General features: G+C 62.0%; 12 protein-coding genes. 7 read left to right on the plus strand and 5 right to left on the minus strand.

Going from position 1 to position 12,322, the window contains the following annotated elements:
* The first annotated feature begins 14 nt into the window (after positions 1–14).
* From HJC04_RS12820 to HJC04_RS12835, 4 genes are all read left to right on the plus strand, one after another.
* Positions 15–605 (plus strand): GNAT family N-acetyltransferase, encoded by a 591-nt coding sequence (locus tag HJC04_RS12820; protein ID WP_210629801.1) that lies wholly within the window; start codon positions 15–17, stop codon positions 603–605.
* 221 nt (positions 606–826) lie between these two features.
* A complete protein-coding gene (locus tag HJC04_RS12825; RefSeq protein ID WP_210629802.1) occupies positions 827–1,852 on the plus strand; it encodes a serine hydrolase in 1,026 nt (341 codons plus the stop codon).
* A gap of 110 nt (positions 1,853–1,962) precedes the next feature.
* Positions 1,963–3,117, plus strand: coding sequence for a GGDEF domain-containing protein (locus tag HJC04_RS12830; protein WP_221146384.1), 1,155 nt, complete (start codon positions 1,963–1,965; stop codon positions 3,115–3,117).
* Between the two features lie 141 nt (positions 3,118–3,258).
* Positions 3,259–4,236, plus strand: coding sequence for a phosphodiester glycosidase family protein (locus tag HJC04_RS12835; RefSeq protein ID WP_210629804.1), 978 nt, complete (start codon positions 3,259–3,261; stop codon positions 4,234–4,236).
* Positions 4,237–4,333: 97 nt separating this feature from the next.
* On the opposite strand, the gene cysE is transcribed toward HJC04_RS12835, so the two are convergent.
* The 4 genes from cysE to HJC04_RS12855 all read right to left on the minus strand — a co-directional run bounded on the left by cysE (position 4,334) and on the right by HJC04_RS12855 (position 8,477).
* On the minus strand, positions 4,334–5,155 hold the full coding sequence (gene cysE / locus HJC04_RS12840) for a serine O-acetyltransferase (protein ID WP_221146385.1): 822 nt from the start codon (positions 5,153–5,155) through the stop codon (positions 4,334–4,336).
* A gap of 319 nt (positions 5,156–5,474) precedes the next feature.
* Positions 5,475–6,464 carry a WD40 repeat domain-containing protein gene (locus tag HJC04_RS12845; protein ID WP_221146386.1) on the minus strand — a complete coding sequence of 330 codons (990 nt, stop codon included), beginning with the start codon at positions 6,462–6,464 and terminating at the stop codon, positions 5,475–5,477.
* Positions 6,464–7,543: a GTP-binding protein gene (locus HJC04_RS12850; RefSeq protein WP_221146387.1), complete on the minus strand. Its 1,080-nt coding sequence runs from the start codon at positions 7,541–7,543 to the stop codon at positions 6,464–6,466. The genes HJC04_RS12845 and HJC04_RS12850 overlap by 1 nt, the downstream gene beginning before the upstream one ends.
* A gap of 145 nt (positions 7,544–7,688) precedes the next feature.
* On the minus strand, positions 7,689–8,477 hold the full coding sequence (locus HJC04_RS12855; RefSeq protein WP_221146388.1) for a creatininase family protein: 789 nt from the start codon (positions 8,475–8,477) through the stop codon (positions 7,689–7,691).
* Between the two features lie 85 nt (positions 8,478–8,562).
* Between HJC04_RS12855 and HJC04_RS12860 the strand changes: the two genes are divergently transcribed.
* From HJC04_RS12860 to HJC04_RS12870, 3 genes are all read left to right on the plus strand, one after another.
* Positions 8,563–9,075: a MarR family winged helix-turn-helix transcriptional regulator gene (locus tag HJC04_RS12860; protein ID WP_210629809.1), complete on the plus strand. Its 513-nt coding sequence runs from the start codon at positions 8,563–8,565 to the stop codon at positions 9,073–9,075.
* Positions 9,076–9,194: 119 nt separating this feature from the next.
* Positions 9,195–10,217, plus strand: a complete 1,023-nt coding sequence (locus HJC04_RS12865; protein ID WP_020922290.1) for a LacI family DNA-binding transcriptional regulator — start codon at positions 9,195–9,197, stop codon at positions 10,215–10,217.
* Positions 10,218–10,244: 27 nt separating this feature from the next.
* Positions 10,245–11,210: a 2-hydroxyacid dehydrogenase gene (locus HJC04_RS12870; protein ID WP_210629810.1), complete on the plus strand. Its 966-nt coding sequence runs from the start codon at positions 10,245–10,247 to the stop codon at positions 11,208–11,210.
* A gap of 92 nt (positions 11,211–11,302) precedes the next feature.
* Here HJC04_RS12870 and HJC04_RS12875 read toward each other — a convergent pair whose 3' ends face one another.
* On the minus strand, positions 11,303–12,082 hold the full coding sequence (locus HJC04_RS12875; protein ID WP_221146389.1) for a gamma-glutamyl-gamma-aminobutyrate hydrolase family protein: 780 nt from the start codon (positions 12,080–12,082) through the stop codon (positions 11,303–11,305).
* Positions 12,083–12,322 lie beyond the last annotated feature (240 nt).

The following is a 12,322-nucleotide window of genomic DNA, read 5'->3' on the forward strand; positions in this document are numbered from 1 at the left end:
TGCGGGAGGCCACGATGGCCGCTGTTCTTGATTCTGTCCGCGCATTCTTTGCGCCTTCCATTTTCACCATCGACGCCGAAAATCCGTCGGATGTCGTCGCGCGTGAAAACCTGCTCGATCGCGTCATGGGCATTGACCGTCGCAAGAAGTCGTCGGAGAAGATCCGCCGCAACCGCATTGCGGCCGAAGGACTTGCGCTGGTCGCTCGTGATCGCGACGGCCATCTGATCGGCACAGTGCGGCTCTGGAACGTCGAGGCCGGCGTCAACGCTGAAGGCACGCCGATCAATGCGCTGCTGCTCGGTCCGCTGGCCGTCGATTGCCGTCACGGCGGCAAGGGCGTCGGCTCGGCCCTGATGCGCGCGGCGATCCTCGAGGCAAAGAACCGCGGGCATGGCGCGGTCCTGCTCGTCGGCGATGCCGCCTATTACGAGCGTTTCGGCTTCTTCGCCGAAAAGGCTCGCCATCTTGTCATGCCCGGTCCGTTCGAACGTTCGCGCTTTCTCGCCCTTGAGCTCACCGACGGCTGGCTTGACGGCGCGGCCGGAATGATCGTCCCCTCGGGACGCATGCTGGCCAGGGCGCCGGTTCGCCGCGCAGCTTGAGCTGCGCGCCCGCCGGGCAGGTGGGGATCTCTTCCCTGGTCGGCGACGTCCGCGCCGCTTGGCCATGTAGGCAGGCGGGCCTGCGATGGTTGCGGCGCGGATTGTCTTTCAGTGACAGAGCGGTGAGGAGTGCGAATAATGGGCTCACCAGCAGAAACGATCGCGTGAAAAGTGCCATAGGGCATGCGAAGATGCCGCTGCGATATCCTATCATGTGCCGCATGATCCGTATTTTTTCCCTTCTCCTTTTTCTCTGCCTGCCGTTTGGCGCAACAGGCCCGGCGTCTGCCCAGGGCACGGCATCCGCCGCCGGGCTTGGTCCGCGTCTCGACCAAGCGGCGACCGATCCGGCGCTGCGACCGCTCAAGACGGTGGTCGTCGCTCGTGAGGGACGCGTGCTCGCCGAACGCGCCTTCCGTGGTCATTCGCCGTCGGAATCGACCAATATCAAATCCGCTTCGAAATCGATCATTTCGGCGCTTGTCGGTATCGCGATCGGCAAAGGACTGCTTGATGGGCCGGACCAGAAGATCGCGCCGATCCTGAAGGCCGATCTTCCTTCATCGGCTGATCCGCGCCTCAACGACATCACTATCGGCAATCTTCTCTCCATGCAGGCGGGGCTCGACCGTATGTCCGGGCCGAATTATGGCCGCTGGGTCTCCTCGCGCAACTGGGTGCGCTTTGCCCTTTCGCAGCCTTTCGTCGACCAGCCCGGTGGGGAAATGCTCTATTCCACCGCATCCACGCATCTGCTTTCGGCCATTCTGACCAAGGTCAGCGGCCGGTCGACCATGGCGCTGGCGCGCGAATGGCTCGGCCCAATCGAGGGTTTCCGCATCGGCGCATGGGAGCGCGACCCGCAGGGGATCTATCTCGGCGGCAATCAGATGGCGATGAGCGCCCGGTCCCTGCTTGCCTTCGGCGAGCTCTATCGCAATGGCGGGCGTACGACGGAGGGAGTGCAGGTGGTGCCTGCCGACTGGATCGTGCAATCCTGGCAGCGCCGTACCAATTCACGCTTCTCCGGCGACGAATATGGCTATGGCTGGTTCACGCGTGAGATCGGCAGCGAGCAGGTGCATTTCGCCTGGGGTTATGGCGGCCAGATGCTCTACATCGTGCCGTCGCTCGATCTGACCGTCGTCATGACCTCGGAAGAGAGCGGTCCCTCGGCCCGAAACGGCTACCGGGATTTGCTGCACGATCTGCTGGCCGACATCATCGGCACGGTGCGGGCGGCTTGACCACGGCGGCGGCAGGGAAAATCGCCGATCGTTCAAGTTTTAACGAAGGCCCCAATCAAACCGCAAAATGCTTGCTGTAGGTTCCGCCACCAGAACCTCGGAAAAGCGCCATGCTACTGGATCTCAGGACGATCTATTTCATCGTTGCCGTAAGCTGCTTCGTGCTGGGGATTCTCCAGCTTGCAGCCTATGCGACCGGGCGCTTCGAGAGGTGGCCGCTTTGGTGGGGCTTGAGCAACCTCTTCGTCGGCGTCGGTTCCTTCCTCGTGGCGCTGCGCAATTTCGTTCCCTACGCGGTCTCGGTCGAGGGCGGCAATGTCGTCACCGTCGCGGGTTATATGCTGATGTTTTTTGCCGTGCGCGTCTTTTCGGGACGGGTTCTCGACCAGCGCACCTTCTGGCTTTCCATCTCTCTCGTCAGCGTTCCCGTCGTGCTGATCGTCAGCGATCCCGAAGCGGTCTCGGCAAGGCTTCTTTACGTCTCAGTCATCTGCAGCCTGTGCGATCTTGCGGTCGCAGGGGAGGCGATCAGCATTGTCCGCCGCGAGAAGCTCTATTCCGCCGGCCTGCTCATCGGCCTCTATGTCTGCACCGCCATGATCTTTGCGGTCCGCAGCATTCTTGCTGCGACCGGCGAGATCGGCGGGCCGGATCCATTCGGCGGCAGCGTGGTCCATAGCTGGATGGGGGTATCGGCGGTGGCTTTCATCATGCTGCGCAGCATGGCCATGGTGCTGATGGCAGCCGAGCGCAGCCGCAATCAGCTGACCGAACTCGCCCATCACGATCCACTGACCGGCGCACTCAATCGGGGCGGCCTTGCCCAGCATTTGCCCGCTCTCGCTTCCCGGCCGATATCGCTGCTGATCATCGATATCGACCATTTCAAGCAGCTGAACGACAGGCATGGCCACGCCGCCGGCGACGAGATCCTGCGGCTTTTCGCCAGCATTTGTAAAGGCATCATGCGCTCAAACGATCTGCTCTCCCGGCAAGGCGGAGACGAGTTCCTGGCGGTGCTGAAAAACCTCTCCCAGGAAGATGCGGTGGCGATTGCCGAGCGCATCCGTCTCGACTTCGCCGCCGCCGTCACGCAGCGGCAGGATCTCGCCGTCTTTCCGACGCTGAGCATCGGCGTCGCCACGCGGGAAGGCGGCGGAGAATTCGAACGGCTCGTACACAAGGCCGACGAGGCGCTCTATCGCTCGAAGCGTGAAGGTCGCAACCGCGTCGAAGCCTTCGGAGAAAATCAGCAGGCTGCCTGAGGGCCGTACTTATCGGCGAAGCCTAGGTGCCGCCTTTGATGTATTTGGACGTCGTACAAAAGCCTCACTTGAAATCGCATTTGCGCAGGGCGAACCATCGCGTCGCATACTGAACCCGACTATTTGCTCATAGAGAATTTGATGTCAGTAATTCGCAAGCTCCTATTCGGGCTGACGGCAGCTTTTGTCGTTATGATTGTTGTCGGCGCCGGTTGGCTCTGGCAGGTCGCCGGCGTTTATGGGTTCAACACGATATTGCGCCGTGGCGGAACCTACTGGATCACCGTTAAGCCTGACGATGAGCGGCTATCGGCCTCGATGCAATTGGCGTTGAAGAGCCCGGTTCCGGCCGTGCAGCCGGGATCGCTGGCCTGGCAAGAACCTGAAATTGGCTTCGAGGTGGCGGAGCTGCCGGTGCTTGCCAATGGTCGTGAAGTCGATCGCATTTTCCTCAGCAGAATTGATCCGGCGCGCTTCCGCTTCGTCGTCCACAATGCGTCACAGGGTGTTAAGGGCATTGACGAATGGGAACATGCCTTGCCCAAGGCCGTGCTGATCGTCAATGGCAGCTACTACGACATGCATGGCCGGCCCGACACGCCCTTCATCAGTGAGGGTGTAGCGATGGGTCCCCAGCAGTATGATGCGAAGGCAGGCGCCTTCATCGCGGACGCTGCCTCCGCCGACATCCGTGACCTGACCCATCAAGATTGGGGAAGCGCCTTCGCCGGGGCGACGAATGCGATGGTTTCTTATCCGCTCCTGATCGGCGACGATGGTCAGACTCATGTGAATGTGAAAAGCCGCTGGCTGGCCAATCGAACCTTTGTCGCCAAGGATGGCTCAGATCGCATCGTGATCGGCACGACGAAGGAGGCGTTCTTTTCTCTCGATCGGTTGGCGGAATTTCTCAAGGCGTCGCCACTTGATCTCAAGGTCGCCCTTAACCTTGACGGCGGACCCCTCGCGCACCGCAGCGTTCGGCTGAACGGGTATAGCCAGAAATTTTATGCGCGATGGGAGGCGCAGGTCGAGGATGACAACGTCAAATTGCTACGTTGGCCGATTCTTCAGGCCACTTGGGCCATGCCGATGGTTTTGACGGTCGAGCGGAGATAGTTTGAGGGCAAAGCTGCAAGAACAATACCTGTCGTCTCCGCCGGCATTCGAGCTCCGTCGTCACATCGCAATCGATTCATCGATCGGAGGATTTGCGCTAAATATTCTGATCCATCGTCTCGGCCGGGATCTCATCGCCGCGATGGATACGAACGACAGCGGCCGGCACGCCGGCGACCGTGCAATGTTCGGGAACCGGCTTCAGCACGACGCTGCCGGCGGCGATTTTGCTGAAGGCGCCGATTTCGATATTGCCGAGTATCTTGGCGCCGGCGCCGATCATCACGCCGTGGCGGATCTTCGGATGACGGTCGCCCGTCTCTTTGCCGGTGCCGCCTAGCGTGACGTTCTGGAGGATCGACACTTCGTCCTCGATGACAGCCGTTTCACCGATGACGATGCCCGAGCCATGGTCGAGCATGATGGCGGCGCCGATCCGTGCTGCCGGATGGATATCGGGGCCGAAGACCAGCGAGGCCAGATTGGCGAGCCAGGTGGCAATCTCCGGGCGGCCGCCGTTCCAGAGCGCATGGGCGATGCGATGGGTCTGCAGCGCATGGAAGCCTTTGAGGTTCAGAAGCGCGTGCAGAAACGTCGTGCAGGCCGGGTCGCGGTCGCGTACGGCGGCGAGATCGGCCTCGACTTTCCGCATGATGTCGTCATCAAGCGCAGACAGGATGAGATCGAACAGATCGCCTGTTTCAACTTGCGCCACCGCGAGCCGCGCGGCTAGCACGCGGGCGAGGATCTCATGGCTGCCGGCAGCGTCCGTCACCTGCTCGGCAAGCAGCCGCCGCAATATCGGCTCGCGCGTCGCAAGCTCGTTCGCCTCGGCGCGGATCACGGCCCAGACGGCGGATACGCTATCGAGGGACTGAGCCTGTGGCTCGGCCAAACCGAGGCCGGTCGATTCCGGCATTGGCGTTTCCTCCGTCCGTCACGCCCAGGTGATCGCTGCGCGGATTTTTATGTTTCCTCTGGCCAAGACAGTGGCAAGCCCGATATTCTAAAGCCTTGGCATCCGATCTTCTAGCCAGTTCGTTCAGGCAGGCGTCGGCTTCGGAAGCCGGCGCGCGAATGAAAGAGCACGTCAGGCTCTTCTTTCCCAGGCGTCTGCAGCGGGCAGCGGCTCCCACAGAGTGACAGGCCGAATCCTTACCGCCGCTCGTAGTTGGTCGGCGCCAAGTGCGACGATTTTAGGTTCCGTCAAGGCATCGGCCATTGCGGGTAACGCAGCCTCATGCCGAAATGTCGACGACACCGCAATCGCCGGCTTCCGAGGCGAACGCAAGCAGCTTGCCGTCCCTGCTCCAGCTCATCGCCGTGATCGCGCCCTTGCCGGGGCGGCGAAGCAGCGCTTCCTTGCTGTCGGCGATGCGCACAGCCAGGATCATCCCATCGACGAAGCCGATGGCAAGGATATCCTCCAGCGGATGGAACTTCACCGACGTCGCCATGATGTTGGCGCGAGTGCCGAGCTCCAGCGGCGCCTTTCCCATCGGCCCGTCCTTGCCCTGGAACGGCCAGACGATGGCCGCCGGCGCGCCCGAGGAGGCGAGCCATTTGCCCTTGACCGACCAGGAGAGGGATTTCACCTTGGAGGGGTAGCCGGTCATGCGCATGTGCCGGGCTTCCGCGCCGGGTTTGCTGTCGAGCTTCCAGCCATGCAAGGCGTTTTCCTGCATCGAGGTGACGAGGAAATTGCCGTCAGGCGAGAAGGTCACGCCGGTATGCGCACCCTTCCATTCGAGATCGACCGGTTTGGCGCTCATGCCGACCCAGTGGAGCGACACGCCATTGTAACGGGCGGCGGCGATGCGCAGACCCTTCGGCGCGAAGGCGATTCCTTCGACGGTGCGCTCCTCAGCGAATTCCTTGGTCGTGCCGTCGGCAAGACGCACGAGCGAACTCTTGCCGTAGGAATAGGCGATGGCGCCTTGCGGGCCGGCCGCGACCTGAGAAATCCACTTGCGCGGCGCGGTCGCGAGCTCGCTGACGCTGCCGTCGGCGGCGATGCGCAGGACCTTGCCATCCTCGCCGCCGGAGATCAGGCTTTCGCTGTAGGGATCGCGGATCGCGGTGAGCATGCCCTGATGGGCCTCTGAAACCTTCTCGCCGCCATCCAGCCGGTGAAACGTACCGTTTGCGCTTGCGAAGAAGGGGACATCACCCAAAAATTCGACGGCCAGAACGTGGCCGTCGAGATCAAACGGCGCAACTGTCGGCATCAGGCGGCTGCCTCGCAGGCCTTGAAGGAAGCCTCGAGTTTTTCGCGGTCGAGATCGCGGCCGATGAAGACGAGACGGCTTTCATGCTTCTCGCCATCCTTCCACGGACGCTGGTGATCACCCTCGATGATCATGTGTACGCCCTGGACGACGTAACGCTGGGGATCGTCCTTGAATGCGATGATGCCCTTGAGGCGAAGAATGTTCGGGCCTTGCACCTGGGTGACTTTCTGAATCCACGGGAAGAAGCGCTCCGGATTCATCTCGCCGCCGCGCAGCGACACCGACTGCACCGTCACATCATGGATCGCCGACATCGCACCATGATGGTGATGGTCGTGATCATGGCCATGATCGTGATGGTGGTGGTCGTGATCATGATCGCAATCCGGGCCGCAGACGTGGTCGTCATGGCCGTGTTCCAGGAAATGCGGATCGTTTTCGAGCGCGCGCTCCAGGTTGAAGGCGCCCTGATCGAGCACGCGGGCGAGATCGACGCCGGAGCGGCTGGTCTTGTAGACGCGGGCGGCCGGGTTGATGGCGCGGACGATGTCTTCGATCACATCGAGCTCTTCCGGGGTAACGAGGTCGCTCTTGTTGATGACGACGACGTCGGCGAAGGCGATCTGGTCTTCGGCCTCACGGCTGTCCTTCAGGCGCAGCGGCAGGTGCTTGGCGTCGACGAGGGCGATGACGGCGTCGAGCTCGGTCTTGGCGCGAACGTCGTCGTCCATGAAGAAGGTCTGGGCGACCGGTACCGGATCGGCGAGACCTGTCGTCTCGACGATGATGCCGTCGAAACGGCCGGGGCGGCGCATTAGGCCCTCGACGACACGGATCAGGTCGCCGCGCACCGTGCAACAGACGCAGCCGTTGTTCATCTCGTAGATTTCTTCATCCGACTCGACGATCAGGTCGTTGTCGATGCCGATTTCGCCGAACTCGTTGACGATGACCGCGTATTTCTTGCCGTGGTTTTCGGAGAGGATGCGGTTGAGCAAGGTCGTCTTTCCCGCACCGAGATAACCGGTGAGCACAGTGACGGGAATAGGCTTCTGGGTGGAGATCGCGTCGGTCATGAGAACCTCTAAATTAGGCGTACGGCCGAGCGGCTAGGGATCGGCCGCTTGAACGGTTGGTCTCATATAATGGCATGGGCACGGCAGTTCAAAGGATTTTATATGTTATAAGATCACGTTGCCGGCCGATGCGGATGATCCCTCTTCAACTCAGTGCGCTGACGTCGAAGGCATCGACATCCTCCAACAATTCCACCAACCCCTTCACCGCATGGGCAATCAGCGCCTCGCCCTTTTCAGCCGTCGCAGCCGCGGCATTGCCCGCCACGCCTTGTTCATTGATATCCGACATCTTCCAGCCGAAGGCATGCGGGCCGTAGGCGCGCAGGTGCTTGAAGCGGGTGGCGAATTCCGTCTGCCGCGAGGGAAAATCCTCAGCCTTTGCCATGTCTACCTTGTCGGGGTGAAGCGCCAGCATCACCGAGGTCTCGATATCGCCGCCATGGATGCCGATCGCCTTTTCTGCCAGTGGGATCACGCCATCCGGCAGGCCGAAGCGGGTCCAGCTCGTCGCTACCGCCAGCATGGCAAAGCGGACCCGCGCCTCGGTCGCGACGACTGATATCAGAGGCGAATTGCCGCCATGGGCGTTCAGCATCACGAATTTGCGAATGTCTCTCTTCGCCAACCCTTCGGCAATGCCGAGCCAGCGGTTGACCGCTTCTTCGAAGGCGAGCGTCTTCGTTCCTTCAACATCCGTATGCTCTATGGAATATCCGACCGATTCGGCGGGCAGGAAGGTAACGGGTAGGCCGGCGGGCAGGGCCATCTTCAATCGTCCGGCGATGCCTTCGGCAATCAGCGTGTCCGTTTCGAAGGGCAAGTGAGGGCCGTGCTGCTCGTGGGCGCCAAGCGGCAGTACGGCGATCGGATGGCGCCCGGCAGGGGCGCAGACCGAGCCGCTGTCCTCGAAACGGGGCGAAGGCGTCATCATCCGGTCGTTGCCTCTTGTTTATGACGAGATCATGGGCAATGTCATAGCGCAGTGGCGTCGGGGCTTAAAGATCAAAGGGATGGCTATGGGAAAGAAGCATAAGGACGGCAAGAAGAGCAAGTCCAAGAAGAAGGACCAGACGGAGTACACGCTCGTCGATCTTTCTCCGGCGCTCACCCAGGCGGCCCGTTCCATGCGCACGGTGCTCTCGCGCAACCTGTTCGAAAGCGGTCTTTATGCCGGCCAGGACGGCGTCATTCTCTCGCTTGCCGAGAGCGACGGCATGACAGCGGGCGGTCTTGCGCAAAAGCTCGGCGTGAAAGCGCCGACGATGACGCGCACAATCGGTCGCATGGAGGCGCAGGGGTTTCTCGAGCGCAAGCCCGATGCCGAGGATGCACGCCTCACCAAGGTCTATCTCACTGCGCTCGGCCGTGACAGCGTGCGGGCGATCGAGATGGCGGCCTCGGCCTGCGACAGGCTGGCGACGCAGGAATTTTCAGAAAAGGAAATCCGCAATCTGGTTCGTCTGCTGAAGGCGATCGACGCCAACCTGCAGGCCGAGGCGCAGGCCATCGAAGAGCCGGACGAAGACTGAAATTTCCCCTGAAAGACGAATTGCCTCCGCCGGTTAAATCTCTTAATTAAACATTTTAAGGGCGGCGCCGTTTCCGGCGTGGTCTCTTGCTGCCTTGCGTGCTGCCTGGAGGAGGACACGTGGTCCAGAAGATCAAGCTTTCGACAATCGCCGAGACGCTCGGCATCTCAACGGCGACCGTGTCGCTCGCCTTGCGCGACAGTCCGCTCGTCGCCGGCAATACGCGGGAGAAGATCAAGGAGCAGGCGCGCGCGCTCGGCTATATCTACAATCGCCGCGCCGCCAGCCTGCGCACCTCGCGCTCGGGCATCATCGGCGTCGTCGTCCACGATATCATGAACCCATTTTACGGGGAGATTCTGAAGGCGATCGAAAGCGAGCTCGATCGCAGCCGTCACACCTTCATTCTTTCCAACCATTACGACAATGTCGAAAAGCAGCGCACCTTCATCGAGACGCTGCTGCAGCTCGGCGGCGACGGCGTCATCATGTCTCCAGCAATCGGTACGCCGCCGGAAGATCTGCAACTGGCGGAAGAGAACGGCATGCCGGCGATCCTGGTCGCCCGCTCGATGGACGGTCTGGAGCTGCCGACCTATCGCGGTGACGACAGCTATGGCATCTCGCTCGCCACCAACCACCTGATCGGTCTCGGTCACCGCTCAATCGCCATGATCGGCGGTACGGACCAGACATCCACCGGCCGCGACCGCTACCAGGGCTATGTCAATGCCCTGCGCAAGGCGGGCATCGAAGTCGATCCGAACCTGCGCATTCCCGGGCCCCGCTCGAAGCAGGGCGGTTTCGAGGCGGCGGTACATTTCCTCTCGCTGCCGCAGAAACCGACGGCGGCCGTCTGCTGGAACGACCTCGTCGCGATTGGTCTGATGAACGGCATTGCCCGCGCCGGCCTGGTGCCGGGCCGGGATATTTCCGTTACCGGTTATGACGATCTCGAGGAGGCCTCGATCGCCACGCCGGCGCTGACAACCGTCTGGAACGGCCAGACCGAAGTCGGCCGCCTGGCTGCGCGCGCGCTTCTCGATCGTCTTGCCGGCAGCCACGAACCGGATGGCATGCATCTCATCAAGCCGGAAATGCGCATCCGCCAGTCGACCAGTCCCCATCGGCCCCGCGCCTGAACCAGCCCCCGTCCAAGAGGAAAAGCCATGTCCCGCATCGCCATTCTCGTTCCTGGGAAGATACACGAGCGTGTTCTCGAAAGGCTGAAGGATCGTTTTGAGATCATCGCTGTCACCCGCGAGGAAAAGCTAGCGCTCGACAGCGACACCGCCGGCCGCATCCGCGGCGTCGCCGTCTCCGGCGCTTTTCCCGGCGCCTGGATGGACCAGTTGCCTGACGTCGAGGTGATCGCCAGTTTCGGCGTCGGTTATGACGGCATCGATGTGAAGCGTGCGGCGGAAAAGGGTATCGTGGTCACCAATACGCCAGACGTTCTGAACGACGAGGTTGCTGATACGGCGATCGGCCTGCTCCTGAACACCATTCGCGAGCTGCCGCGGGCCGAAGCCTGGCTGCGTCAGGGCAATTGGAAGCCGGGCACGGCTTATCCGCTGTCACGCTTTTCGCTCAAGGGCCGTCATGTCGGGCTCTACGGCCTTGGCCGCATCGGCGTCGAGATCGCTAAACGGCTGGAGCCGTTCAAGGTGAAGATCAGTTATCACACGCGTTCGCGCCATCCGGATGCACCGTATGATTATCACCCGACGTTGAAGGGATTGGCGGAGGCGGTGGACACGCTGATCGCCATCGTTCCGAAAACGCCGCAGACGCATAAGACGATCGATGCCGATATCCTGGCCGCTCTCGGTCCGAACGGAATTCTCGTCAATGTCGGCCGCGGCTGGACGGTTGACGAAGAGGCGCTGAGTGCCGCCCTCGCATCAGGCGCGCTCGGTGCGGCCGGCCTCGACGTCTTTTACGAAGAGCCGAGCGTCCCATCCGGCCTGCTGGAAGCGGCCAATGCCGTGCTGCTGCCGCACGTTGCTTCGGCCTCCGTGCCCACGCGCATGGCAATGGCCGATCTGGTCGCCGACAATCTCGTCGCCTGGTTCGAGGTGGGGGCGGCGCTGACGCCGGTGCCGGAGACACCGCAAAAGGCGAAGCGAGACTGAGCTCGGCTGCCTCTGAGATACCATGCGTGCTTGAGGACGCACAAAGGACGCTCGTGCTTTCCGGAAATCGGCACCGACGGTCGGCCGATGCGCTAGGCGATCGCCTGCGCGGCGACAACCGCCAGTTTTCTGGCGGCGTAGCTGCGGACGGCGTCGCCGAAGGCGGCAAACAGCTTGTTCGACGCCTTGTCGGTTTCGGCCCAATATTCCGGATGCCATTGTACGCCGACGGCGAAGGCCCGGGCATCGATAACGGATACTGCCTCCACCGTGCCGTCTTCGGCGGTGGCTTCCACCTGCAGGCGCGGTGCGGTTCTGGCGATCGCCTGGCGATGCAGCGAATTCACGCGGATATCGCCCGGGCCGAGAATGCCTGATATGCAGGAGCCTTCCTTGACATGGACGGTCTGGCGGATGGCATACATGCCGTCACGGTCGACGCCCTCCGGCCGGCGATGGTCCCAGATGCCGGGCTGCTCATGGATCTCGCTTGCCAGCGAGCCGCCGAGAGCGACGTTCAGTTCCTGAATGCCGCGGCAGATGGCAAGCAGTGGGATGGCGCGGTCGATGGCGCGGCGAATGAGCGGCAGGCAGGTGGCGTCGCGCGCCGGGTCGAAGGGGCCGTCCCGGTCGGTCGCCTCGGCGCCGTAAAGCGAGGGATGCACATTGCTGGCCGAGCCTGATACCAGCAGACCATCGACGCGGTCGAGCACCGCGTCGGGATCATAGCCTGCCTCGAAGGCGGGGATCACGAAGGCCATGACGCCGGCCGCATTCAATGCGGCACTGAGATATTGATGCTGTACGGCATGCCAGGTCGCGCCGTCGAAGCTGCGGATATCGGCAGGAATGGCAATGATCGGTTTCGTCATCTTTGCACCGGTAAAATCTTCTGCTCGTCGTTTTTGCCGCCAGAACGGTCGTGAAGTCAACGCCTGGCTTTGTCCGACGACCAATTGCGCCGCAAACGGCGTCGCGGTTCCGGCGCCCGCGCTAAGCTGCTGATTTTGATGGGCGCCGCGCGCGCTCCCTATTGCTATCCTGATGCCAAAGGCTAATAGACTAAAGCTTGAATCGCGGCCCCCTCCATGCTTAGCTCTGCCCTCGCTGCG

Source organism: Rhizobium sp. NLR8a (genome assembly GCF_019685235.1).
Lineage (GTDB): Bacteria > Pseudomonadota > Alphaproteobacteria > Rhizobiales > Rhizobiaceae > Rhizobium.

Bases quoted from the DNA above. Each gene is read 5' to 3' on its own strand.
- HJC04_RS12820 (WP_210629801.1), top strand. From the start codon at position 15: ATGGCCGCTGTTCTTGATTCTGTCCGCGCATTCTTTGCGCCTTCCATT.
- HJC04_RS12825 (WP_210629802.1), top strand. From the start codon at position 827: ATGATCCGTATTTTTTCCCTTCTCCTTTTTCTCTGCCTGCCGTTTGGC.
- HJC04_RS12830 (WP_221146384.1), top strand. From the start codon at position 1,963: ATGCTACTGGATCTCAGGACGATCTATTTCATCGTTGCCGTAAGCTGC.
- HJC04_RS12835 (WP_210629804.1), top strand. From the start codon at position 3,259: ATGTCAGTAATTCGCAAGCTCCTATTCGGGCTGACGGCAGCTTTTGTC.
- cysE (WP_221146385.1), bottom strand. From the start codon at position 5,155: ATGCCGGAATCGACCGGCCTCGGTTTGGCCGAGCCACAGGCTCAGTCC.
- HJC04_RS12845 (WP_221146386.1), bottom strand. From the start codon at position 6,464: ATGCCGACAGTTGCGCCGTTTGATCTCGACGGCCACGTTCTGGCCGTC.
- HJC04_RS12850 (WP_221146387.1), bottom strand. From the start codon at position 7,543: ATGACCGACGCGATCTCCACCCAGAAGCCTATTCCCGTCACTGTGCTC.
- HJC04_RS12855 (WP_221146388.1), bottom strand. From the start codon at position 8,477: ATGATGACGCCTTCGCCCCGTTTCGAGGACAGCGGCTCGGTCTGCGCC.
- HJC04_RS12860 (WP_210629809.1), top strand. From the start codon at position 8,563: ATGGGAAAGAAGCATAAGGACGGCAAGAAGAGCAAGTCCAAGAAGAAG.
- HJC04_RS12870 (WP_210629810.1), top strand. From the start codon at position 10,245: ATGTCCCGCATCGCCATTCTCGTTCCTGGGAAGATACACGAGCGTGTT.
- HJC04_RS12875 (WP_221146389.1), bottom strand. From the start codon at position 12,082: ATGACGAAACCGATCATTGCCATTCCTGCCGATATCCGCAGCTTCGAC.